At 63.8% G+C, this 22,109-nt stretch carries 21 protein-coding genes; 14 read left to right on the top strand and 7 right to left on the bottom strand.

Features of this window, described 5'->3' with window-relative positions; genetic code table 11:
* Positions 1 to 38 precede the first annotated feature (38 nt).
* The 10 genes from RTQ46_RS25350 to RTQ46_RS25305 all read left to right on the top strand — a co-directional run bounded on the left by RTQ46_RS25350 (position 39) and on the right by RTQ46_RS25305 (position 10,033).
* A complete protein-coding gene (locus RTQ46_RS25350; protein ID WP_312440367.1) occupies positions 39 to 737 on the top strand; it encodes a hypothetical protein in 699 nt (232 codons plus the stop codon).
* Positions 738 to 752: 15 nt separating this feature from the next.
* On the top strand, positions 753 to 1,238 hold the full coding sequence (locus RTQ46_RS25345; protein WP_312440366.1) for an FAD-dependent oxidoreductase: 486 nt from the start codon (positions 753 to 755) through the stop codon (positions 1,236 to 1,238).
* A complete protein-coding gene (locus tag RTQ46_RS25340) occupies positions 1,207 to 1,545 on the top strand; it encodes a hypothetical protein (RefSeq protein WP_312440365.1) in 339 nt (112 codons plus the stop codon). The genes RTQ46_RS25345 and RTQ46_RS25340 overlap by 32 nt, the downstream gene beginning before the upstream one ends.
* A 158-nt stretch (positions 1,546 to 1,703) precedes the next feature.
* Positions 1,704 to 3,812, top strand: coding sequence for a TonB-dependent siderophore receptor (locus RTQ46_RS25335; RefSeq protein ID WP_409518373.1), 2,109 nt, complete (start codon positions 1,704 to 1,706; stop codon positions 3,810 to 3,812).
* A 63-nt stretch (positions 3,813 to 3,875) separates the two neighbouring features.
* Positions 3,876 to 4,271, top strand: a complete 396-nt coding sequence (locus tag RTQ46_RS25330) for a DUF2946 family protein (RefSeq protein ID WP_312440364.1) — start codon at positions 3,876 to 3,878, stop codon at positions 4,269 to 4,271.
* Positions 4,272 to 4,356: 85 nt separating this feature from the next.
* Complete coding sequence (locus RTQ46_RS25325; RefSeq protein WP_312440363.1) at positions 4,357 to 6,444, top strand: TonB-dependent receptor plug domain-containing protein; 2,088 nt, start codon at positions 4,357 to 4,359, stop codon at positions 6,442 to 6,444.
* 136 nt (positions 6,445 to 6,580) lie between these two features.
* Positions 6,581 to 7,909 (top strand): D-serine ammonia-lyase, encoded by a 1,329-nt coding sequence (dsdA, locus tag RTQ46_RS25320; RefSeq protein WP_312440362.1) that lies wholly within the window; start codon positions 6,581 to 6,583, stop codon positions 7,907 to 7,909.
* A gap of 162 nt (positions 7,910 to 8,071) precedes the next feature.
* Positions 8,072 to 8,884, top strand: coding sequence for a ferritin-like domain-containing protein (locus RTQ46_RS25315; protein WP_312440361.1), 813 nt, complete (start codon positions 8,072 to 8,074; stop codon positions 8,882 to 8,884).
* Between the two features lie 59 nt (positions 8,885 to 8,943).
* Positions 8,944 to 9,648, top strand: a complete 705-nt coding sequence (locus RTQ46_RS25310) for an MgtC/SapB family protein (protein ID WP_312440360.1) — start codon at positions 8,944 to 8,946, stop codon at positions 9,646 to 9,648.
* A 142-nt stretch (positions 9,649 to 9,790) separates the two neighbouring features.
* Positions 9,791 to 10,033, top strand: coding sequence for a hypothetical protein (locus tag RTQ46_RS25305; RefSeq protein ID WP_312440359.1), 243 nt, complete (start codon positions 9,791 to 9,793; stop codon positions 10,031 to 10,033).
* Here the strand turns inward: RTQ46_RS25305 and RTQ46_RS25300 are convergent.
* The gene (locus RTQ46_RS25300) at positions 10,017 to 11,135 is read right to left on the bottom strand and encodes a DNA topoisomerase IB (protein WP_312440358.1); all 1,119 of its coding nucleotides are present in this window, start codon (positions 11,133 to 11,135) and stop codon (positions 10,017 to 10,019) included. The two genes, RTQ46_RS25305 and RTQ46_RS25300, sit on opposite strands and share 17 nt — an antisense overlap.
* Positions 11,136 to 11,218: 83 nt before the next feature.
* Here RTQ46_RS25300 and RTQ46_RS25295 point away from each other — a divergent pair, with 83 nt between their 5' ends.
* A complete protein-coding gene (locus RTQ46_RS25295; RefSeq protein WP_312440357.1) occupies positions 11,219 to 11,599 on the top strand; it encodes a DUF1232 domain-containing protein in 381 nt (126 codons plus the stop codon).
* A gap of 13 nt (positions 11,600 to 11,612) precedes the next feature.
* Here the strand turns inward: RTQ46_RS25295 and RTQ46_RS25290 are convergent, their stop codons facing one another.
* From RTQ46_RS25290 to RTQ46_RS25275, 4 genes are all read right to left on the bottom strand, one after another.
* On the bottom strand, positions 11,613 to 11,783 hold the full coding sequence (locus RTQ46_RS25290; protein ID WP_312440356.1) for a hypothetical protein: 171 nt from the start codon (positions 11,781 to 11,783) through the stop codon (positions 11,613 to 11,615).
* Between the two features lie 106 nt (positions 11,784 to 11,889).
* Positions 11,890 to 13,068 (bottom strand): serine hydrolase domain-containing protein, encoded by a 1,179-nt coding sequence (locus RTQ46_RS25285; RefSeq protein ID WP_312440355.1) that lies wholly within the window; start codon positions 13,066 to 13,068, stop codon positions 11,890 to 11,892.
* A gap of 135 nt (positions 13,069 to 13,203) precedes the next feature.
* Complete coding sequence (locus RTQ46_RS25280) at positions 13,204 to 14,499, bottom strand: cation:proton antiporter (RefSeq protein ID WP_312440354.1); 1,296 nt, start codon at positions 14,497 to 14,499, stop codon at positions 13,204 to 13,206.
* Between the two features lie 40 nt (positions 14,500 to 14,539).
* The gene (locus tag RTQ46_RS25275; protein ID WP_312440353.1) at positions 14,540 to 15,688 is read right to left on the bottom strand and encodes a mechanosensitive ion channel domain-containing protein; all 1,149 of its coding nucleotides are present in this window, start codon (positions 15,686 to 15,688) and stop codon (positions 14,540 to 14,542) included.
* A gap of 262 nt (positions 15,689 to 15,950) precedes the next feature.
* Here RTQ46_RS25275 and RTQ46_RS25270 point away from each other — a divergent pair, with 262 nt between their 5' ends.
* The 3 genes from RTQ46_RS25270 to RTQ46_RS25260 are packed head-to-tail and all read left to right on the top strand — an operon-like array spanning position 15,951 to position 20,902.
* Entirely contained in the window at positions 15,951 to 18,227 is a 2,277-nt protein-coding gene (locus RTQ46_RS25270; RefSeq protein WP_312440352.1) for a trehalose-6-phosphate synthase, read from the top strand.
* Positions 18,228 to 18,247: 20 nt separating this feature from the next.
* The gene (gene otsB / locus RTQ46_RS25265) at positions 18,248 to 19,012 is read left to right on the top strand and encodes a trehalose-phosphatase (protein ID WP_312440351.1); all 765 of its coding nucleotides are present in this window, start codon (positions 18,248 to 18,250) and stop codon (positions 19,010 to 19,012) included.
* Positions 19,013 to 19,015: 3 nt separating this feature from the next.
* Entirely contained in the window at positions 19,016 to 20,902 is a 1,887-nt protein-coding gene (locus RTQ46_RS25260; protein ID WP_312440350.1) for a glycoside hydrolase family 15 protein, read from the top strand.
* A 49-nt stretch (positions 20,903 to 20,951) separates the two neighbouring features.
* Here the strand turns inward: RTQ46_RS25260 and RTQ46_RS25255 are convergent, their stop codons facing one another.
* The gene (locus tag RTQ46_RS25255) at positions 20,952 to 21,551 is read right to left on the bottom strand and encodes a hypothetical protein (RefSeq protein WP_312440349.1); all 600 of its coding nucleotides are present in this window, start codon (positions 21,549 to 21,551) and stop codon (positions 20,952 to 20,954) included.
* A gap of 45 nt (positions 21,552 to 21,596) precedes the next feature.
* A partial coding sequence (locus RTQ46_RS25250) for a LysR substrate-binding domain-containing protein (protein WP_312440348.1) occupies positions 21,597 to 22,109 on the bottom strand: 513 nt, incomplete at its 5' end.

The following is a 22,109-nucleotide window of genomic DNA, read 5'->3' as shown; positions in this document are numbered from 1 at the left end:
TGCGTGGCGCCGATTTGTCACTCATCCTGGAAGGGGCCATGAACAGCAGCACCAGAACCTACCATTCGAGTGATTCCCCCGGTTATTTTTATACATCCGAGATTGCAGAGGAATTTGACGGCCTTTATTTATCCTTGAAATCCAGGCATCAAGATTTGCCTTTCCATATTTTCGTGGTTTTGCGCTGTTTGCAGTCAGCCTCGAATTGGGCGACAAAAGGCCGGTTTTCCTTGGCTGAAGACGCTGAAAAAACCATGGAGGGCGAACTGTGCCTGGGAGTGGATGTCGTTGTTTATGAGGAGGATTTTCAACAAATACCGGATATCAGAACAAACAAAGTGCAGCAGCGTTTGATGTTCGGCATGGAGCTGATGGCATTCCTGTCTGACAAGTTGAGCAAATCGACAAAGACTATACCTTATCTCAAGATGCATAAAGACGGGATATTGAGCAGTATAAATAAATGGTGCCTGGAGAATTATTGGCTGAAAGACGGTGATGTCATCGATTTCAATATATCGAATTGGACATTGCCAAGAGCGGAATCGGTTTTCGGGAAGCCTTGTTCCAGGAAAATAGCGGATGAAATTGACAAGAGCATCATGTTGAAACATCCTTTACAAGCAATAAAATATCAGCATCTTGCCTGGAATATTGATGGAAATCGGCAAGTGCAAAGCTGGTTTGCGCTGAACGGCAATAAAGAGTGGAAATGCTGTTGGTACGCGATAAAATAACATTCACTGTGGCCCATGCTGCCTGGCTGCGCGCACCGGCCCAGTCCTGCACAACGCGGCCGCCAGAAATGGCGCACGGTTGGCATTGCTCCCAAACGTGTCGTGGCAATAGGCGCCGGCATCGTCGGCGCCAGCCTGGCCTGTCACCTTGCCAGGCTCGGCGCCCGGTTGACTGTTGCCGAGGCTGGCGAAATCGCCTGCGGCGTGACCAGCATGTCATTTGCATGGATCAATACGTCGTGCGCGGGCCAGGATCCGATTGCGCTGCTGCAGGGCGGCGCCATTGATGCCGACCTGGTGGTGCTGGCGGCCGGCAGCGGCATCACGGTGCTGCGCGAGAAATTCAACCTGGCCCTGCCTGTTCGATGCATCTCCCGCCGTTTTCATGCGCTACGCTGCGCGGCGTGGCCTGATACGCAGCATCATTTCCAGCCACGAAATGGAAGCAAGACAGGCGGACGACGGCACCTTGCTCGCCGCGCAAGATTATATCGACGATAGCGACGAAAACCAGGCCTCGGCAATCGCATTGTGCGCCGCGCGCGCCATCGGGCATGCACTCGACGGCGCCGATGCCATCGGGCCGCAATATGCATGCATCGGCAAGCGGCCCATGCCGGCCGACGGCGTGCCCATCATCGGCTATCTGCCGAAGGTGAACGGTGCGTATGTGTGCGGCATGCATCCAGGCGTGACACTGGCGGCGATCGCGGGCCGGCTTGCCAGCGAGGAGCTGGTCATGGGCAAGGTGCATGTGGCCCTGGAACCCTGCCGGCCGGAACGCTTTCTGCATCGGCGTGCGCCCTGATTGCCGGCACACTGCCTCTCAAACAGTGGCATGGCGCAGGCTTGTCAGTCGCGACAACAGCAACATTCTCACCAATTCTTGCGAATGATTCTCGTTATCGATATCATGTTGGTAACCGCCAGTTTCGATTGACTGTCTTATTGAAGGTTTCACCATCCATGCCCGCCGTATTGTTCCCCCGTTTGCTCCCCCTTGCCGCCGCTTTATCGCTGGCTTTTGTCCCCGCTGTCCACGCGCAAACCGGAGACGACACGGTCTTGCAAGCCGTGCAAGTTACGGGCGCCCGCGCGCAGGCACTGGTGCCGTTGACCACCGAGGCGGGCAGCTTCCGTGGCGCCAATATCATGGACGTGCCATCGACGGTGAATGTGATCACGCGTGAACTGCTCGATTTGCAGGCGGTTAGCGGCCTGTACGACGCCGTGCGCAATACGGCCGGCGTCACGCGCCAGCAAAATGGCGGCGAGACGTGGGACCAGCTCGTCATTCGCGGCATCGCGGTGGAAAACCGGACCAACTATCGGCTGAACGGCTCGATGCCGATCATGAATTTCTCGCAGGTACCGATGGAAAACAAGCAGCGCGTGGAGGTGCTCAAGGGCGCCTCCGCCTTGTATTACGGCTTTGCGTCGCCGGCCGGCGTGGTCAATTTCGTTACCAAGCGCGCCGGCAGCAAGCCCGTCACCAGCTCCGGCCTGTCGGTTGACGACCGCGGCAGCGCGGTGGCCAATGTCGACCTGGGCCGCCGCTTTGGCGAACAGCAGCAGTTCGGCCTGCGCGTCAATGCGGCCGGCGGCACGCTGGGCTCCTACATGGACCATGTCGGCAATGGCAACCGCAGCTTTGTTTCGGCCGCGCTGGACTGGCGCGTGACGAACAAGCTGCTGCTCAAGGCCGACCTGGAATACGACCGCCGCAAGGTGACGGAACAGGCGGGGGTCAACCTGCCGGTCGCCGTCAATGGCGTGATTACCCTGCCGCGCGCGGTCGACCCGTCAAAACTGATCGGCCCGGACTGGTCGAACTTCGAAGCGCAGACCAAAAACGCCCAGCTGCGCGCCGACTATGCGCTGGCGGACGGCTGGGCGTTGACGGTCGAGGCGGGCCGCTCCGAAACGGCGCGCGACCGCCGCCTGGCGATCTTCCGCCTGAATAACGCGGCCGCGCTGGCCACCGGCGCGGGCCGCATCACTGGCAATATCCAGCATGGTGTCAACACCTCCGATTTGCTGCGCGCCGAACTGGCCGGCAATTTCAGGACGGGTGTTATTGCGCATGAACTGACCCTGGGCGCGTCGCGCACCGACAAGGCGCAAGACCCGATCTACCAGCGCAACTACACGATCGCCGCGCAAAACCTGTATAACCCGGTGCCGGTGACCAGCGTGGTATTCGGCGCCGCGCCAGCATCGCCTACCACGGCCGCGCTCGACACGCGCGATACAGGCCTGTATGCGCTGGACCGCATGGTGTTCAACCCGCAATGGCAAAGCGTGGTCGGAGTGCGCCACAACAGCTACCGCAGCGACCAGGGCGCCAGCCATTATGACGTCAGCAAGACCACGCCGATGGCGTCGCTGATCTACAAGCTTGCACCCGATCTCTCGCTGTATGCGTCGATGGCGCGCGGCCTGGAAGAGGGTGAGACGGCTCCCACCGGTTCGGCCAACCAGGGCGTCAAGATGGCGCCCGGCGTGAGCCGGCAGCAGGAGCTGGGCGCGCGCTGGCTGTCGCCCGCCGGTACCTTGCTGTCGGCCGCGCTGTTCGATATCACGCGCCCCGGCTACTACACCAATACCGGCAATGTGTTCACCGCGGACGGCGAGCAGCGCTACCAGGGCCTGGAACTGTCGACCCAGGGCAAGCTGATGCGCCAGCTGTCGTGGCAGACCTCGGCGCAGTTCCTCGATCCGCGCTTCGACCATATCAACGCCCAGTACAACGGCAAGGCGCCGGAAAACGCCTCGAAACGCACCGGCAGCGCCTTCTTGTCGTATGCGTTCGATGGCATGCCGGGGCTGTCGGTCAATGGCGGCGCGTATTACTACAGCGCGCGTCCCGTCAATGACCTGAACCAGGCTTTTCTCGGCGGCGTGACCCTGTTCAGCGCCGGCGCCCGCTACGCGGGCCGCATGATGGACAAGGCCGTTACCTGGCAGCTGAACATGGACAATGCCGCCGACAAGCGCTACTGGGCCGGCGCCGGCACGCGCCTGGCGTCCGGCGCGCCGCGCACGGTCAAGCTAAGCGTGAAAGTGGATCTGTAAGCCAGCGTTGTTTTCTTGGTAGTGGCGCTGGGCGCGGGGCAGGGCGGCGGCTATAATGCCGCCATGTTCACCAGCAAAGCCAGGGCTACCCTCGTTCTGTGGATCGCGTGCTGCGCCATCCTGCTGGCCGCGCTCGCCCCGGCCGTGTCGCGCGCGCTGACGGTTGCCCGGGGCATGGCGGTACCCAGCCTGGAGATCTGCTCCGTGGCAGGCGGCATGAACATGGTGCCGATCAAGCCGAGCTCGCAGGAACCGGCACCGGAGCAGGGCGCCATGCAGATGGGCGACTGCCCGTGCTGCAGCATGCATGCGGCCACGCTTGCTTTGCCGCCTGCCAGCCTGGCGCCCGCTACCGGTGCGCTGATCGTCGGCCTGCTGCCCGTACTCTTTTATCAATCGATCAACCCGCTGTTTGCCTGGACGCCGCTCCAGCCCCGCGGCCCGCCTGCCGTCTTCTGATTCTCTTCGCCTGAACCGTTGTCGGCCGCACTCATTGTGCGGGCTGGCGGCCGTTCGTCCTGTCCATCGAATTGAAAGAAGCAGCATGAACCACCTCCTTTTATTGATTTCTCTGTCGCTGGCGCTGCCGGCCATGGCGCAGAGCGCCGCCAGCGAGATCGTCCTGCCCGAGCAGAAGGTCATCGTCACGGCGCTGGCCCAGCGCTACCAGCCGTCCGGCGATACGGCGCAGATGCTGAGCGATATGCCCGGCTACGGCGTGGCGGCCGGTGGCGGCGTGTCCGGCCTGCCGGTGGCCAACGGCTTTGCGGACGACCGCCTGAAGATCCGCATCGACGGCATGGAAATCACCTCGGCCTGCGCCAACCACATGAACGCGCCGCTGTCGTATATCGACCCGTCGCAAGTGCAGCGCATCCGCCTGATCGCGGGCGTGACGCCGGTGAGCGCCGGCGGCGACAGCATCGGCGGCACCATCGAGGTACAGTCGCAGGCGCCGGTGTTCGCGGAGGCGGGCGCCGGCATGCTGGCGCAGGGCAGCGCCGGCCTGCTTGGTCGCAGCGTCAACCGCAGCGTATCGGGCAATCTGGCGGCGTCCGGCGCCAGCGAGACGCTCTCGATCGGCTACAGCGGCGCCTACACGCGCAGCCGCAGCTACGAGGACGGCCATGGCGACAGGGTGCTGGGCAGCATGGCCGAAAGCATCAACCAGGCCATCGTGCTGGCCGTAAAAGGCGACGGCCAGCTGCTGACCTTGCGCGCGGGCGTGCAGCATATTCCCTATCAGGGTTTTCCGAACCAGTATATGGACATGACGGACAACCACGGCCAGTTCGCCAACCTGGCCTGGCATGGCAGTTTCGGCTGGGGCGTGCTCGATGCGCGCGCCTACTGGCAGCAGACCGACCACGAGATGGGGTTTTTCAGCAGCGAGCGCCCCGGCACCATGCCGATGGTCACGCGGGGCCGCAATACGGGCCTGGCGCTGCAGGAAAGCCTGCCGACCGCAGCCGGCGAGCTGCGGCTGGGCCAGGAGTTCCACGGCTTCCGTCTCGATGACTACTGGCCTGCGGTACCCGGTTCGATGATGATGGGGCCGCGCACCTACCTCAATATCAACGGCGGCCGGCGCGACCGCACGGTGCTGTTCGGCGAACTGGAAACACGCCACGATGCGCGCTGGACCAGCGTGCTGGGCCTGCGCGGCGAATCGGTGCGCATGGAGACGGGCGAGGTACAATCGTACGGCGCCGGCATGATGAACATGGCCGACACGATGGCGGCGGCCGCCTTCAACGCGCGTTCACGGCGCCAGCGCGATACCAATCTCGACGCCAGCCTGCTGGCCCGCTTTGTGCCGGACGCCGCCGGCAGCTACGAGTTCGCGCTGGCGCGCAAGGTGCGCTCGCCCAACCTGTACGAGCGCTATTCGTGGGGCGGCGGCAGCATGGCGATGACCATGACCAACTGGTTTGGCGACGGCAACGGCTATGTGGGCAAGATCGACCTGAGACCGGAAACGGCGTACACGGCCGCTTTCACGGCAGACTGGCATGGCGCGGGCGACGACAGCTGGTTCGTGCGCATCAACCCCTACTACAGCCGCGTCAACGACTATATCGACGCCGACGTGCTGGCGCCGTTCAACCCCTACATGCAGATGGGCGCAAAGGGCAATCTGCTGCGCTTCGCCAACCACGATGCGACACTGTATGGCGTCAACCTGTCATGGCAGGCGCCGCTGGCGTCCAGCCCGCGCTGGGGCAAGTTCACCGCCACTGGCAGCGCGGCGTACACGCGCGGCAGGCGCAGGGAAAGCGACAGCGACGGCGACCTGTACCGCATGATGCCGTTCCATGCCTTGCTGGGCATCGAGCAGACGGTGGGCGCCTGGAGCAACCGCGTCGAAATGAAAATGGTGGCGCGCAAGGACAAGGTCGATGCACGGCGGCTGGAACCGCAGACGGCTGGCTACGCCATCGTCAACCTGCGCAGCAGCGTGGCGGTGGGCAAGGCCAGCGTGAATTTTGGCGTGTCGAATGTCTTCAACCGGGCGTACGCCGATCCGCTCGGCGGCGTCTATCTGTCGGGACTGCAGGCGCATGGGGGAGGGCTGCAGCCTTTGCCGGCCGAAGGACGTTCGATTGACCTGGGCCTGCAGCTGAAGTTTTAAGCCTGCCCCGCCACGCTTGTCGGCTTGGCTCTTCAGGGCGTGAGCCGACAAGCGCATCCGGATTCGTTTGCCCGCCTCTTTGCCACGCACGCCAGGATCAGGTCTAATCAGGGACTGTCAACACAAGGAGGTCTTCATGCTGCCTGCTCCATCCATCGCCGACTTGCGCGCCCGCTTTCCCCTGGTCGACCAGCTGGCGGCCCTGCAGCCACTGAGCTGGTTCAATCCCGCCATCGTGCCCACCGCCGAAGCGCTGGGCGATGTCGGCCTCGATGCGGCTGACGTGGCTGCCGCCAGCGCGCGCCTGGCCCGCTTTGCACCGTTCCTGGCGCGTGCGTTTCCCGCTACCGAGGCCTCTGGCGGCATGATCGAGTCGCCCGTGCTGCCCGTGCCCGCCATGCAGGCGGCACTGGCGCAGCGCGCTGGCGCCGCCATTCCCGGCCAGCTGTGGCTCAAGCTCGACAGCCACCTGCCGATCTCCGGTTCGATCAAGGCGCGCGGCGGCATTTACGAAGTATTGAAACACGCGGAGGGGTTGGCGCTGGACGCCGGCCTGATTACGGAGCAGGACGATTACGCCCTGCTGGCCAGCGACGTCGTGCGCGCCTTTTTCGGCCAGTACGCGATCGCGGTGGGCTCGACCGGCAACCTGGGCCTGTCGATCGGCATCATCAGCGCGCGCCTGGGCTTTCGCGTCACCGTGCACATGTCGGCCGACGCGCGCCAGTGGAAGAAGGACAAGCTGCGCGCGCATGGCGTGACTGTCGCCGAATACGCGTCCGACTACAGCGTGGCGGTCGAGCAGGGCCGCCGGCAAGCCGAAAGCGATCCCGCCTGCCATTTTATCGACGACGAAAACTCGCACGACCTGTTTCTCGGCTATGCGGTGGCGGGCGAGCGCCTGAAGAAGCAGTTCGACGCGCAGGGTGTGCTTGTCGATGCCGGCCATCCGCTATTCGTCTACCTGCCATGCGGCGTGGGTGGCGGTCCCGGCGGCGTGGCGTTCGGCCTGAAACTGGCGTTTGGCGATGCGGTCCACTGCGTGTTTGTCGAGCCCACCCATGCGCCGTGCATGCTGCTGGGCGTGCATACGGGCCTGCACGAGTTGATCTGCGTGCAGGATATCGGCATCGACAATCTCACGGCCGCCGACGGCCTGGCCGTGGGCCGGCCGTCGGGCTTTGTCGGCCGCGCCATGCAGCGGCTGATCGACGGCTATGCGACCGTCACCGATGAAGAGTTGTACCGCCTGCTGGCGCTGCTGGAGCGGACGGAAAACCTGCGGCTGGAGCCTTCGGCAGTGGCGGGCTTCGCGGCCGTTGCTTCCGTGCTGGCGGCGCCGCTGTATGCGGGGCAGCTGGACAATGCCACGCATCTGGTGTGGGGGACGGGCGGCAGCATGGTGCCCGAGATTGAGATGGATGCTTACGTGGCACGTGGGGGGGCACTGTTGGCGGGGCGCTGAGGTTATTTCAACCCGAAGGCAAGGACTGGGGTCGGACCCTCAGGGGGAATACGTCCCAGTGGGATGTATTCCGCTCGCGAAGCGACCGACCCCGGCTCTCTGCCGTTGGGTTAAATTTGATACACTGCGCCCCTCACCGAAACCGCGCACCAAGGAAGCATCATGCACCCAACTCCCTCGAACAGTTACAATTCCCGGGAACTGCGCGCCTGCGCCCTGGCCTGCCTGCTCGAACCCGATCCGACGGCCAAGGTGGCAATGGTGGCCGCCATGGCGCAATCACGTCCCGCACCCGATCCCGCCGCAGCATTGCAGCCCGCTGGCGCCATCCCCGGCCGCCCGCAGCGCCCCGAACTGGTGCCGCCGCGCCTGGTCGGACGCCGCTCGATGATTACCCAAGAAGGCCGCGCCATGCTGGTGCATGCGCTGGCGCATATCGAATTCAACGCGATGAACCTGGCGCTCGATGCGCTGTGGCGTTTCCCGGATCTGCCGGTGGAATACTATACGGACTGGCTGCAGGTCGCCGCCGAGGAGGCCACCCACTATTCGCTGCTGGTGGCGCACCTGGAGGTGCTGGGCCAAGCATATGGCGACTTTCCGGCCCACGACAGCCTGTGGGAAATGGTCGACAAGACGCGCGGCGACGTGCTGGCGCGCATGGCGCTGGTGCCGCGCACGCTGGAAGCGCGGGGACTCGACGCGATTCCGCCGCTGCGCGCCAAGCTGGCGCAGGCCGGCGACATGGCGGCCGCCGCCATCCTCGACATCATCCTGCGCGACGAAGTCGGACACGTGGAAATCGGCAACCGCTGGTATGGCTATCTGTGCGGTCAGCGGGGACTTGAATTGCGCGCCACCTATGCCGAACTGGCCGCGCGCTACGAGGCGCCGACCTTGCGTGGACCATTCAACCTGGAAGCGCGGCGGCGCGCCGGATTTTCCGAACTGGAGCTGGGCGACCTGCCATCGTAAAGCCGGTGCAGGGTCCGCCGTGGTAAATTCAACCGTCAACCGGATGAGGGAGCAAAGCCATGGCATTGGCATCGGAATGGGAACTGGTAGGACGGCTGGCGTTTTCGGCCTTGCTGGGCAGCGCGATCGGCTACGAACGCGAGCGGCTGGCGTGGGTGGCGGGCTTGCGCACGCATATGCTGGTGTGCGTCGGTTCGACGCTGATCATGATCGTCTCGGCCTATGGTTTTTCGGAGGTGCTCAGCGAGCGGGTAACGCTGGACCCGTCGCGGATGGCGGCGCAGGTGGTGTCGGGCATTGGTTTCCTGGGCGCCGGGGCGATCCTGGCGCGCGGCGAGATCGTGCGCGGGCTGACGACGGCGGCCAGCGTGTGGTCGGTGGCCGGCATCGGGCTGGCCGTTGGCGGCGGGCTGTATACACCGGCGGTAGCGGCCACCGTCATCATCCTGATCATTTTGGCGGGCATCAAGCCGCTGGAAAAGCGTTTTATCGGCAGCCGCCAGCGGCGCGAACTGCTGATCACGGCCGAGCGCGATGCACTGTCGCTCGACAAATTGCACGAGGCGCTGGGGGCAGGCACGACGCGGGTGCAGCAGTTCGTAATCCGGCAAAAAGACGGTTCGCCACAGCTGGACGATATCGTGATCACCTTTGCGCGCGTGACACCGATGCAGTTCCTGGCGTTGCAAAAACGCCTCATCGCAGTGCCGGGCGTAGTCAAGCTGAAAGACCCCGACGCAGACCCGGATGCCCTGCAGCCCTGATGCAGCCTGGGTTTCATCTTGAGATGCACTTGTCAGCTTAGTCCTACTTGACTGGCGGCACCTGTCTGATTGTATGCCTTGCGGAAAGACGAGATGATGAGTCAACTCTGCAATAGCCAACCAATCAGATCGGGACGATGCCATGAACAAGCCAGCGATGCACCAGCCAACTTTTGTGAACAAGCCTTTCGTGCTGATCTGCCTGTTCACGGTGTCGACCCTGGCGGCCACTATCTGGAATGGCGACGCCAACGCCGGTCCGGCAGCCGCCGCCACCATCGCTGCGCCGACCCAGATGGCCGGCGACGAAGGCCGCGCCCTGCCGGTATGCGGCATGCGCGAACTGAGCCTGTCGGCCCAGTGCCAGCCTAGCCTCGACGCCTGAGCTTCTGTTTCAGCGGTTCCTCGCTTTGCAGTCGCCGTTGCAGCAAAGCCAGCACGGCCGCTTCTTCCGGCGCCAGCGCATGCAGGTCTTCCTTGAGTTCCTGCTGCGCACGCGCCTTCAACCCTTCCAGCAGGCTGCCGTCCAGGTAGGAATCGAGGACCGCTGGGTGCACATAGCATTTGCGGCAGATCGACGGCGTATTGCCCAGCTTCTTGGCCACCGATTCGATCGCCTGCACGATATTCTTTTTGGCCTGCGCTTCGGAATCGACTTTTTCAAATTCTTCCAGCGCCAGTGCCGCCAGCAGCGTGCCTGACCAGGTGCGGAAATCCTTGGCCGTATAGTCTTCACCGGTAATCTCGCGCAGGTAGTCGTTGACGTCGCCGGAGTCCACGCCGTGGCGCTGGCCGTCTTCGTCGAGGTACTGGAACAGTTCCTGCCCTGGCAAGTCGCGGATGGTCTGCAGCACGCGCGCCAGGCGGCGGTCGCTCAGCTTGATGTCGTGGTGCACGCCGCTCTTGCCGCGGAAATGAAATTCCACGCCGCTGCCGGCCACCTTGACGTGGCGCGTGCGCAAGGTGGTCAGGCCGAATGATTTGTTGGTGCGCGCATATTCTTCGTTACCGATGCGCATCATGGTCAGTTCCAGCAGGTGCACGATGGTCGCCAGCACTTTTTCGCGCGGCATGCCGGGCAGTTTCATGCCGGCGTCGACCGCCTGGCGGATGGCGGGCAAGGCGCGGCCAAAGCTCAGCATGCGCTCGTATTTCGCCTCGTCGCGCACCTGGCGCCAGCGCGCGTGGTAGCGGTATTGCTTGCGGCCCCTGGCGTCGCGGCCGGTGGCCTGCACGTGGCCATTGGCGCGCGCGCAGATCCAGACGTCGGTCCAGGCCGGCGGTATCGCCAGCGCCTTGATGCGCGCCAGGGTATCGTCGTCGTCCAGCTTCTGGCCGTCGGCGTCGAGGTAATGAAATTTGCCGGGCTTGCCCTGGCGCGCAATGCCGGGCTGGTGGTCGCCGACATAGCGCAGGCCGGCAGCTTTGGCAATGGCCGGTGCCGGGTCGGCAGCAGGGCTGGCAGGGGCGGGTGTTTCCATTTTCATGTACGGTACTCCAGGTATCGCCATAGGCGATGTATGATAATGTGCGCGCTCAACGAGGCGCGCTTGGCGTAGAGGAGCAACAGATGTTTGGTAGAAGAAAAAATCTCGAACAGGACCATGCCGCACAGGCGAAGGCGTACGAAAAGAAATATACGGACGACAGCTTCTGGGACAAGGTCATCAAGTTTGCCAAGACGGCCGGCCGCGAAGTGATCGAAAAAGCGCTGTGGCTGTATTACGCGGCGCAGCAACCGAATACGCCGGTGTGGGCCAAGACGGCCATTTACGGTGCGCTCGGCTATTTCATTTCGCCCATCGATGCGATTCCCGACATCACGCCCGTCGTGGGCTATGCGGATGACCTGGCCGTGCTGGCCGCCGCCGTGGCAACGGTGGCGACCTATATCACGGCCGAGGTCAGGCAGCGCGCGTCGGAAAAAATGACCGGCTGGTTTGGCGCCTGAACCTGAGTGAAACTTAAGCGGCAGGACCGGCCGGCTGCGGCTGGTTTTTTACCGCATTGCGGTATTTGGCCTTGGCTATCGCTTTTTTCTCCGCTTCGCTGGCGATATTCGATGCCTTGATACGGGCTTTTTCGCTTTTGCTGCGTTGTTGGGCGATATCTTTATTGCCGATGCGGTTCGTCATGCTGGTCTCCTGATACAGGTTAAAGGTACGTCAAATGTGACCGTTCCAGCATACGTCATACGATAGCCGCCACTGTGCGGCCGCCCACACAGTGGCATTGCTGCTCCTACTTTTTGACCGCCTCGTTGGCGCGCGCCAGCAAGCGCTGCACCACTTCCTTCTGGAAGCTGCGGAACTCGCGGTCGGCGCTGATATTGGCAAACGCCAGCACGGCTGTCTTGCTGGCCGTGTCGACACAGACGACGGATGCGGCGCCCGGGTCGCCGCCGCTGTGCGTGGCCAGCTGCATGCCATCGAGATCGCGCAAGATCCACGCCAGCGCCTGGCGCGCCTGCGGATCGCTGGCCGCCATGCTGACCGGCTGCGGCGCCAGGAAGGCCTGCACGGTTTCTTCCTTCAGGTAGCGGTGGCTGCCGACCTTGCCGCCGTTGGTGAAGATGGTCAGGAAGCGCGCGAAATCATGGGCCGAGGTACGCAAGAGGCCAGCCGGCCAGTCCGGATAGCCGACTGGCGGCAGCACCTGCACGCCGGGGTCCTTGTCCTTGTACGGCTGGGCAATGACCGTGCTGCGCGGCAGGCTGGCCAGCTTCCAGGCCGTGTCGTCCATGCCCAGCGGCTCGAACAGCTGCTCGGCGCTGTAGACGTCCAGCGCTTCCGGGCTCAGGCGCGATACCAGATAGCCGAGCAGGGCAAAGCCAACATTGCTGTAGCGCCGTTCCGTGCCGGGACGCCCGGCAAACGACAGGTCCGCGTCATACCAGCCGCCGCCGCGCGACAGATAGCCTTTCAGAAAATCGCGCAAGGGCAACCTGGGGTCGCCTTCGACGGAAAACGCCGGCGTCTTTTCGTACACGGCGTCGGAAATGCCCGAGGTATGCGTCAGCAGATGGCGGAAGGTGATCGCCACATCGGGATACTTCGGGTGCAGCAGCGGAAAGTCCAGGTGTGGCGCGACCTTGTCGTCGAGCTGGAACAGCCCCTGTTCGTGCAGCATCATGATGGCGGTGGCCGTCACCACTTTGCTGACCGAGGCGATATGGAAGGCCGTGTCGGCGCCGGCCTGCAGGCCCGCGTCGATATTGGCCATGCCGTAGCCGCGCGCAAAGATGGTCTTGTCGCCGCGCACGATGGCCACGCTCATGGCCGGCGTTTCGGTGCGCGCCAGGCCGTCGCGCATGAAGGCGTCAAAGGCGGTTTCCCAGGCCGTGTCGGCGGGATTGGTGGCGCAGCCGGTTTGCAGCAGGGCCAGTGCAACGCCCAGTCCCAGTACGCTTCGTCGTTTCATGGTGTTCGTTCTTCCTCGGCTAAGTTCGCGCCTGATGCAGGCGTTTGATGTCTTGATATCTTATCTTAACAATATTTTTCGGAAAAGCAGTGCCGATTGGCAAAACATTGCTGCGCAGCAATGATGCCAGCTGCGTCAGTCCTTCCAGTAGCGGTTCAGCAAGGGCGTCACGCTGATACCGTGCGCGACGATGGACACCATCACCACCACGATGGTGATATGGCTCAGCTCACGCGCCAGCCCTGTTGGCAGGCCATGGTTGATCGCATAGCACAGGTAATACACGGAACCGATGCCGCGCACGCCAAACCAGGCGGCAATGCCGCGCAGGCGCATGCCCGTGTTCGATCCCAGCAGGCCCAGCATCACGCTGACGGGACGCGCCACCAGCAGCAGGAACAGCGCCATGCCCACCGTGCGCCAGTTCCACGCCGACGCGCTGACGGCGCCGCCCAGCAGCAGCACCAGCGTCAGCTCGGACAGATGTTCGAGGTGTTCCTTGAATACCAGCGACTCGGCGCTGACAGTGAGCGGCGTTTGCGGCTCGTTCGGCTTGACGGCCGTGCCTGGATGCACTTCCTCGGCCTGCAGCAGGCCCTGCTTGTCTTCCGGCGCGCCGGTCAGCCGCAATTCCGTCTGGCGCAGCGCCACGCCGGCAAAAAAGACCGCCAGGAAACCCCAGGCATGCAGCCAGGTCGCCACCCCATACACCAGCGCGATCAGGCCCAGCCCCACCAGGTCATCGAGCACTTCGTGCTTCGGATCCTTGCCGCGCAGCTGCCAGCCTAGCCACGCCAGCAGCGCGCCGCCGGCCACGCCGATGGCGATGGCCGCCGCGCTGCCCCACAGCAGGTCGTGCCACAGCCAGGTAAAGCCGCTGTTGCCCAGCTCATGGTGGCCCAACAGGCCCAGGCCCAGCATCACGAACGGAAAGCCGCTGCCGTCGTTCATGCCCGCTTCGCACGTCAGCGTAAAACGCAACTGGTCGCTGTCGCCGGGGCGGCGCACCTGCACGTCGGTAGCCAGCACGGGATCGGTGGGCGCGAGGATGGCGCCCAGCAAAATCCCGGCGCCCAGCGGCAGCTCCAGCACCAGGCAGGCAAACGCGGTCACCAGCGCCACCGAGATCGCCATCGACAGCCAGGCCAGGCGGATCGAGGGCATCCAGCGCGCCAGCGTGAACGGCACCGGCATCTTGACGCCGGCCGAAAACAGCGAAATCAATACGGCGATTTCAGTCAGCGTTTCCAGCAGCGGCGCCTGCTTCACCAGGTCGAGCGAAAACAGGCCCAGCGCAATCGGTCCGACCACCAGGCCGACGCCCAGGTAGGCGATCGAAGAGGTGAACGGCAGGCGGGCGATGCTGGTGGCGGCCAGGCCGCGCGCCAGCATCAGGCAGCCGATCAGGATAAACCAGGCGTTGGTGCTCATGTCGGTGTTCCTTCAGGCTGGGAGGGTATCAACTTGCAGCTTACACCTTGGCCGTTGGCGAACCGTCAATAATCGTATCGAGCGCGTCAGGCCGGTTGATGACTGTGGCGGCGGTGGTATTGAGTTCAAGCGGATCGAGCGACGAGCGCAGGCGCGGCAGGCCGTGCGGATAGTGCTGCGCCACATAGCCGAGGATGCCTTCGCGGATCACGCAGCGCAGTTCGAACGCGTCGCCGGAATTGTTCGCGCTGATCAGGAAACGCAGCTGCATGGCGCGGTCGGTGGCGTCGGTCACCTGCACCTTGCACACGCGCTGGTCCCACAGTGGCGAGGCCTGGCACAGGCGCTCCATTTCCTCGCGCAGCGGGTCGACCGGCACGCTGAAGTCCAGCCACAGGAACACGGTGCCGAGGATGGTGGACGAGGTATGGGTCCAGTTCTCGAACGGGTTTTCAATGAACCAGGTCAGCGGCACGATCATGCGGCGCTCGTCCCAGATGCGCACTACCACATAGGTGCCCTTGATTTCCTCGACGCGGCCCCATTCGCCATTGACGATCAGCACGTCATCGATGCGGATCGGCTGCGAGAACGCGATCTGCAGGCCGGCAATGAAGTTGCCGAGCACGGGGCGGGCCGCAATACCGGCCACCAGGCCGGCCACGCCGGCCGAAGCGAGCAGACTGGCGCCGATCTGACGCGCGCCCGGCAAAGTCAGCAAGATAAAGGACAGACCCAGGATAATCACGATGGCGTGCGCGCTGCGCGTGAGCACCCTGGCCTGCGTGATCAGGCGGCGCGCGCGCAGGTTGTCGGCCACGTCAACCGGGTTGAGCTGGGCGATGGTGAGGCTGAGCGACTCGATGCATTGCATGGCCAGCCAGGTCAGCGCCACGATCAGCGCTACGCTGGCCAGGTGCGACAGGCCGACCAGACCCGGCGTATCGCTGGGCGCGCCGGCCAGCACGATGCGCAGGCCGAACATGATCAGGCACAGCTGGCTGGCGCGGAAGGCCACGCGCGTGACATTGGTGGTGAACGGGCGGCCATTGGCCAGGCGCTTGAGCAGGCTGATGCTGGCGCGGTGCACGCCCATGGCGATCAGGGTGGAGATAATGGCGCTCAGCAGGACCGTGACGGCGGAGGCAAGCCTTCCTCCCATCAATGAATGATACGTAGTGAGATCCATAGGCGAAAAATCCTTGTGATGGGTGAAATGGATGGCAGCAAATGTTTATTCTAAAGCCTTACTGTAGAGCTGGGGCGTGCGTTGATTAACGGACAAGATGCTTCCGATCGCAGATACTGAAAGTACCTGATGATTTACCTCTGTGGCACGCTTGGTGTTTCAACAAGGAAATCAACAGAACGACACCGCATGGAAAATATTGGCATACTTGCCATGCTTTTAGCTTCTGCAAAGGAAAATGATGATTTTAAGATCGCTCAGAATGTCCTTGCGTTTCATTCTGCCTCTCGCTCTGGTACTGGGACTGTTCGCGTATATCGTGGTCCCGCTGCTCGACAACATTACGCTGCGCTGGTATGTGCGCGACCTCGATAGCCGCGCCGAACTGCTCGCTGGCACCTTGCGCCCGCCGCTGACGCAGTACTTGCCGGAAAATGATACCGCCCGTATCAATGACCTGTTCCAGGGCGCCACGCGCGACGAGCGCCTGATCGCGCTGGGCTTTTGCGACAACGCCGGCAAGCTTCTTTACAAGACGGCCCAGTTCCCGGCCTCGATCGGTTGCTGGACCACCCCGAGCTCGGGTGGCCTCTATAAATCGCTGGCGCAGCTGCCGCAGGGCCAGGTACACCTGAGCGAAACGCCCGTGATGAGCGACGCGCAGCAGCTGGGCCGGCTGGTGCTGGTGCAGGACATGAGTTTTGTCGAGCGCCGCAACAGCGACACCAAGCGCTTCATCTTTGCCTTCCTGGCCGTGCTGGCCGTGCTGATTTCGCTGATGACCGTGTTCGTGGCGCACCTGAGCTGGCGCGGCTGGCTGTCGGCCGTGAAAGACATCCTGCGCGGCGAACTGCTGGCCAAGAAGAACGTGGCAGTGCAGGCCGACGCCGCGCCTGCGCCCATCATCGCGCCTGCGCCGGCCGAAATGCAGCCGCTGATCGGCGACCTGCGCGAACTGCTGCAGGAATACCACCTGGAACGCCAGGGCGAAAACAATGGCTGGACCTCGGAATGGACGCCGGAAAAACTGCGCGGCCTGCTCGAAGCGGACCTGGCCGGCGACCAGGTGCTGGTGGTGTCGAACCGCGAGCCGTATATCCATACCAGGGGCGACGACGGCAGCATCCGGGTGCAGCGTCCGGCCAGCGGCCTGGTGACCGCCGTGGAAGCGGTGATGCGCGCCTGTTCGGGCACCTGGATCGCCCATGGCGCCGGCTCGGCCGACCGCGAGACGGTGGACAAGCTCGATCACGTACCCGTGCCGCCGGAAAACCCCAGCTACACCTTGCGCCGCGTCTGGCTGACTGAAGAGGAAGAGCAGGGCTACTACTACGGCTTCGCCAATGAAGGCATGTGGCCGCTGTGCCATATTGCCCACGTGCGCCCCGTGTTCCGCTCGTCGGACTGGGACCAGTATGTGAAGGTCAACCGCCGCTTTGCCGAAGCGGTGATCGCCGAAGCGAAAACCGACAACCCGGTGGTGCTGGTGCAGGATTACCACTTTGCCCTGTTGCCGCGCATGGTGCGCGAGGCGCTGCCAAAAGCGACGATTATCACGTTCTGGCATATCCCCTGGCCGAACTCGGAGTCGTTCGGCATCTGCCCGTGGCGCGAAGAGATTCTCGATGGCCTGCTGGGCAGCACCATCCTGGGCTTCCATACGCCGTTCCACCGCAAGAACTTCCTGGAAACCGTGGACCGCTACCTGGAAACCCGCATCGAACCGGAAGCGTCGACCATTTCGTATGGCGGCGAGATGACCCAGGTCGAAGACTATCCGATCTCCATTGCCTGGCCCGATGAAGATCCGAACCTGCCCGACGTGGCCACCTGCCGCGCCGAGATCCGCGCCGCCATCGGTGTGCCGTCCGATCATTTGCTGGGCATCGGCGTCGACCGTCTCGATTACACCAAGGGTATCGTCGAGCGCTTCCAGGCGGTCGAACGCATGCTGGAGCAGCAGCCTGGCATGGTGGGACACTTCACGTTCATCCAGATCGCCGCGCCGAGCCGCGCCTCGCTGGACGAGTACCAGAGTTTCGACACCCGCGTGCGCAAGATGGTCGAGCGCATCAACCGCCGCTTCGGCAGCGGCGACTATGTGCCGATCCTGCTGAAAGCCGAGCACCACGGCCAGGACGCGCTGCAGCGTTTCTTCCGCGCTTCCGAAGTGTGCATGGTGACGAGCCTGCATGACGGCATGAACCTGGTGGCCAAGGAATTCATCGCTTCGCGCGACGACGAGATGGGCGTGCTGGTGCTGTCGCAATTCACGGGCGCCGCGCGTGAATTGCACGAAGCGCTGATCATCAACCCGTATCACATCGAGCAGGGCGCCGAAGCCCTGTACCGTGGCCTGGTCATGCCGCCGGTGGAGCAGCGCGAGCGCATGAAGAGCATGCGCGCGCGCGTGAAACACTTCAATGTGTACCGCTGGGCCGGGCGCATGCTGCTGGACGCCTCGCGCCTGCGCCAGCGCGACAAGGTGATGACCAAGATTGATGCACACCGCCGCTCAAGCCGGCGCAAGGGACTTTAATGGCAGGTAATGTAGAAACGATGTTGGAAACAGCGCACGACGATAGCGCGGTACTGGGCAGTCTGCTGGAAAACCCGGGCTGCGCGATCTTCCTCGACTTTGATGGCACCTTGGTCGACCTGGCGCCCACGCCCGATGGCGTGTGCCTGGAAAAGGGCGTGGCCGAAGCGCTGGCCCTGCTGGCGGCGCGCCATCAGGGCGCGCTGGCGATCATTTCCGGCCGCCCCGTCGCGCAGATCGACGCCATGCTGGCGCCGCTGGTGTTGCCGGTGGCCGGCGTGCACGGCGTCGAACGGCGCGGCGCGGACGGCCAGCTGCACGTGGCCGCCACGCCGGACGTGTCGCCGGTGCTGGCGCAAGCCCAGGCGCTGGCGGCCTTGCACCCCGGTTTGCTGGTGGAGCGCAAGCGCGGCGCCGTGGCCCTGCATTACCGGCTGGCGCCGGAACTCGAACAGCTGTGCGTGCAGCAAATGACGGCCGCCGTGCAAGCGTGCCCCGGTGTTTTGCTGTTGCATGGCAAAATGGTGCTCGAAGCCAAGCCGGCCGCCACCAACAAGGGCGGCGCGATTGCCGCCTTCATGACCGAAGCGCCATTCGCGGGACGCCGTCCCGTGTTTGCCGGCGACGATACCACCGATGAGGCAGGCTTTGCCTTTGTCGAACAGGCAGGCGGGCAGGGCGTCAAGGTAGGCAGCGGCGCCAGTGCCGCCTCGCTGCGCCTGGCCAGTCCAGCTGCATTGCGAGCGGTCCTGTTGGCAGCCTCATCCACACCACACAAGGAGTAGCCGATGACCACATCCCACGAGCAGCCCTACGACACTCCCAGCGGCGCGCAAGCGTCGAAAGCCTTGGCAGCCAGCGCTGCCGCTTCCTCTTCCGCCCCCCTCACGCCACAGCAGGCCAGCCTCAATTGCGGCGTGGTCGGCAACTGCGCATTCAGCGCGCTGATCGACCAGCAGGGCCAGGTTGTCTGGTCCTGCCTGCCCCGTTTCGACGGCGATCCGGTCTTCAACAGCCTGCTGGACGCCTCCGAAAACGGCAGCGTCTGGGGCATCGACATTGAAAACTACGCGCGCAGCGAACAGTTCTACGAGCCCAACACGGCCGTACTGCGCACGCGCCTGTACGACACCGAAGGGCGCGGCGTGGAAATCACCGATTTCGCCCCCCGTTTCCTCAGCCGCGACCGCATGTTCCGCCCGCTGATGCTGATCCGCCGCGTGCGCCCGCTGGACCGCGCCGTGCGCATCCGCGTGCGCCTGCGTCCCCGTTTCGACTGGGGCAAGCTGGCGCCGCAGATCACCCAGGGCAGCCACCATATCCGCTACGTGGGGCCGGAGCAGACGCTGCGCCTGAACACGGATACGTCGCTGAACTACGTGCTCAGCGAATCGTATTTCGTGCTCGACAAGACGGCCAACTTCCTGCTGGGTCCGGACGAGACCCTGGCCGGCGGCATCGACGAGACGGCGCGCATCTTCGAAAAGGAAACCATCAACTACTGGCGCACCTATACGCGCCGCCTGGCCGTGCCGCTCGAATGGCAGGACGTGGTGATCCGCGCCGCGATCACCTTGAAGCTGTCGCTGTACGAGGACACGGGCGCGATCATCGCCGCCATGACCACCAGCATCCCCGAAGCGCCGGGCAGCAGCCGCAACTGGGACTACCGCTACTGCTGGTTGCGCGACGCCTTCTTCGTGGTGCGCGCACTGAACAGCCTGTCCGAAGTGGGTACCATGGAAGACTACCTGCGCTGGCTGACGAACATCGTGGCGCGCTCGAAGGGCGGCCACATCCAGCCGCTGTACGGCATCGGCCTGGAAGAAATGCTGCCGGAATCCCTGGTCGAGCATTTGCCCGGCTATCGCGGCAATGGCCCGGTGCGCGTGGGCAACCAGGCGCAGGAACATTTCCAGCATGATGTCTACGGCAATATCGTATTGGGCGCGGCGCAGGCCTTCCTCGACCACCGCCTGTTCCACCGCGCCGGCAAGGCCGAATTCATGGCGCTCGAAGCGGTCGGCGAGCAGGCCTTCAAGCTGCACGCCGAGCCGGATGCCGGCATGTGGGAACTGCGCACGCGCGCCCGTGTCCATACCTCATCGATGCTGATGAGCTGGGCGGCCTGCGACCGCCTGTCGAAAGTGGCGCACAAGCTGGAACTGCCGGACCGCGCCGAGCACTGGCAAAGCCGCGCCGTGGTGATCCGCGAACGCCTGCTGCGCGAAGCGTGGAGCGAAGAGCGCCAGGCATTCGCCGAAAGCCTGGGCGGGCGCGACCTCGACGCCTCCGTGCTGCTGATGGCGGAAGTCAATTTCATCGACCCGATGGACCCGCGCTTTATCGCCACCGTCGACGCGCTGGAAGCGTCGCTGTGCGACGGCCCCTACATGCGCCGCTACGAAGCGCCGGACGACTTCGGCAAACCGGAAACTGCCTTCAACATCTGCACCTTCTGGCGCATCGACGCGCTGGCCCGCATCGGCCGCAAGGACGAAGCGCGCCAGATCTTCGAAACCATGCTGCAGGCGCGCAACCACCTGGGCCTGCTGTCGGAAGACACGCATCCGGTGACGGGCGAAATGTGGGGCAATTTCCCGCAGACCTACTCGATGGTGGGGCTGATCAACTGCGCGGTGAGGTTGTCGGCGCCGTGGGATAGCGCGATTTAAGCAAGCCAGCGCAGACTCTGCAGCTGGCTGCGAAGTCTGCGTTTCATGATTACTTCAGTTTCATGGCGGCCTTCAGGGCCTTCGCCTTCATGAAGCCCGAAACGATCTCGATCTGTCCGCTCGAAGATCGGTAGTAGATCAGGGGCACGGCCAGGTTCCGGTTGCCCGGATCCAGGCTGTTCAGCAGGTCGGTATTGCTGCTCACGGTGGACACAGACACTTCGGACGGCTCCGCCGTCAGCGTCAAGGGCGCGCCGGACGTGCGCATCGCTTCTTCATTGGCCGACATCATGCCTGCCGGGTTTGCCGCATCGAGCATGGCCGCGCCGAGCAAGGTGCTATCCCACCCCATGAACGCCACCGGTATCCACACGAACTCCACCTGCTCTTTCAGCAGCGCCGCCTCGCGCCACAGATCGGTGCAATAGGAACAGGAGGGGTCAAAAAACACGTACGCCCTGTTTGGCGAAGGCGTTCCGACGGAGAAGCCCACGACTTCCTTTTCCAGGCGCGCCACCATTGCGGCGCGCTGTTCCTGCGTCAGGGTTTTGACGTGCGCTTCCGTCATGCTTTCCGGCGGCGCCTTGATGATGGGGGCGCAGGCGGATAGTGACAACAGCAGCGGCAAGGCAAGCAGGGGAAATCGCATGGTGGCTGATTGAGAGTGGTCTTGTAGCCAAGCTTAGCAGCTTGTTCAGCTGCCAGGCGCGCGCTCGCCACGTCCATACAACCGGCACTCCGCCGCCAGCGCCAGCAAATTGGCATCGCGCTCGCGGCTGCTCAGCATCAGCAGCGTGATCTGCTGGTGCGAGCCATAGCGTTCGTCCAATGGCAGCAGTTCGATGCGCGAGTTGAAGGCGCGCACGCGGCCGGGCAGCAGGCTGTAGCCGATGCCGCCGCTGACGAGGTTAATCAGCGAAAAAATATCGCCAACGCGCATCGTGGTTTCCGGTACGAAGCCGGCCAGCGCAAACGCGTGGCTGAAGCTTTGCGAGGTGACGAAGCCTTCGTTGAGGGTGACGAATTTTTCGCCGCGCAGCGCCTGCAGGTCGACCGAGGCCTGTCCCGCATACGGTGAATGCAATGGCGCGGCCAGGTAGACGTCGTCCTGGAACAGCGGTACCGATACCAGGCCAGCGTGCTGTTCCTGTTCCTGTACGCCTAGATAGATGAAAACTGTGCGCGCCAGCACACGCCGACCTGCGTC

This window comes from Janthinobacterium sp. (assembly GCF_031995485.1).
Lineage (GTDB): Bacteria > Pseudomonadota > Gammaproteobacteria > Burkholderiales > Burkholderiaceae_D > Janthinobacterium.
Note: the sequence above shows the minus strand (reverse complement) of the source record. Positions and strands in the feature narration are given on the sequence as shown.

Coding starts and splice junctions, on each gene's coding strand:
- RTQ46_RS25350 (WP_312440367.1), top strand. CDS start 39: ATGAACAGCAGCACCAGAACCTACCATTCGAGTGATTCCCCCGGTTAT.
- RTQ46_RS25345 (WP_312440366.1), top strand. CDS start 753: ATGCTGCCTGGCTGCGCGCACCGGCCCAGTCCTGCACAACGCGGCCGC.
- RTQ46_RS25335 (WP_409518373.1), top strand. CDS start 1,704: ATGCCCGCCGTATTGTTCCCCCGTTTGCTCCCCCTTGCCGCCGCTTTA.
- RTQ46_RS25330 (WP_312440364.1), top strand. CDS start 3,876: ATGTTCACCAGCAAAGCCAGGGCTACCCTCGTTCTGTGGATCGCGTGC.
- RTQ46_RS25325 (WP_312440363.1), top strand. CDS start 4,357: ATGAACCACCTCCTTTTATTGATTTCTCTGTCGCTGGCGCTGCCGGCC.
- dsdA (WP_312440362.1), top strand. CDS start 6,581: ATGCTGCCTGCTCCATCCATCGCCGACTTGCGCGCCCGCTTTCCCCTG.
- RTQ46_RS25315 (WP_312440361.1), top strand. CDS start 8,072: ATGCACCCAACTCCCTCGAACAGTTACAATTCCCGGGAACTGCGCGCC.
- RTQ46_RS25310 (WP_312440360.1), top strand. CDS start 8,944: ATGGCATTGGCATCGGAATGGGAACTGGTAGGACGGCTGGCGTTTTCG.
- RTQ46_RS25305 (WP_312440359.1), top strand. CDS start 9,791: ATGAACAAGCCAGCGATGCACCAGCCAACTTTTGTGAACAAGCCTTTC.
- RTQ46_RS25300 (WP_312440358.1), bottom strand. CDS start 11,135: ATGAAAATGGAAACACCCGCCCCTGCCAGCCCTGCTGCCGACCCGGCA.
- RTQ46_RS25295 (WP_312440357.1), top strand. CDS start 11,219: ATGTTTGGTAGAAGAAAAAATCTCGAACAGGACCATGCCGCACAGGCG.
- RTQ46_RS25290 (WP_312440356.1), bottom strand. CDS start 11,783: ATGACGAACCGCATCGGCAATAAAGATATCGCCCAACAACGCAGCAAA.
- RTQ46_RS25285 (WP_312440355.1), bottom strand. CDS start 13,068: ATGAAACGACGAAGCGTACTGGGACTGGGCGTTGCACTGGCCCTGCTG.
- RTQ46_RS25280 (WP_312440354.1), bottom strand. CDS start 14,499: ATGAGCACCAACGCCTGGTTTATCCTGATCGGCTGCCTGATGCTGGCG.
- RTQ46_RS25275 (WP_312440353.1), bottom strand. CDS start 15,688: ATGGATCTCACTACGTATCATTCATTGATGGGAGGAAGGCTTGCCTCC.
- RTQ46_RS25270 (WP_312440352.1), top strand. CDS start 15,951: ATGTCCTTGCGTTTCATTCTGCCTCTCGCTCTGGTACTGGGACTGTTC.
- otsB (WP_312440351.1), top strand. CDS start 18,248: ATGTTGGAAACAGCGCACGACGATAGCGCGGTACTGGGCAGTCTGCTG.
- RTQ46_RS25260 (WP_312440350.1), top strand. CDS start 19,016: ATGACCACATCCCACGAGCAGCCCTACGACACTCCCAGCGGCGCGCAA.
- RTQ46_RS25255 (WP_312440349.1), bottom strand. CDS start 21,551: ATGCGATTTCCCCTGCTTGCCTTGCCGCTGCTGTTGTCACTATCCGCC.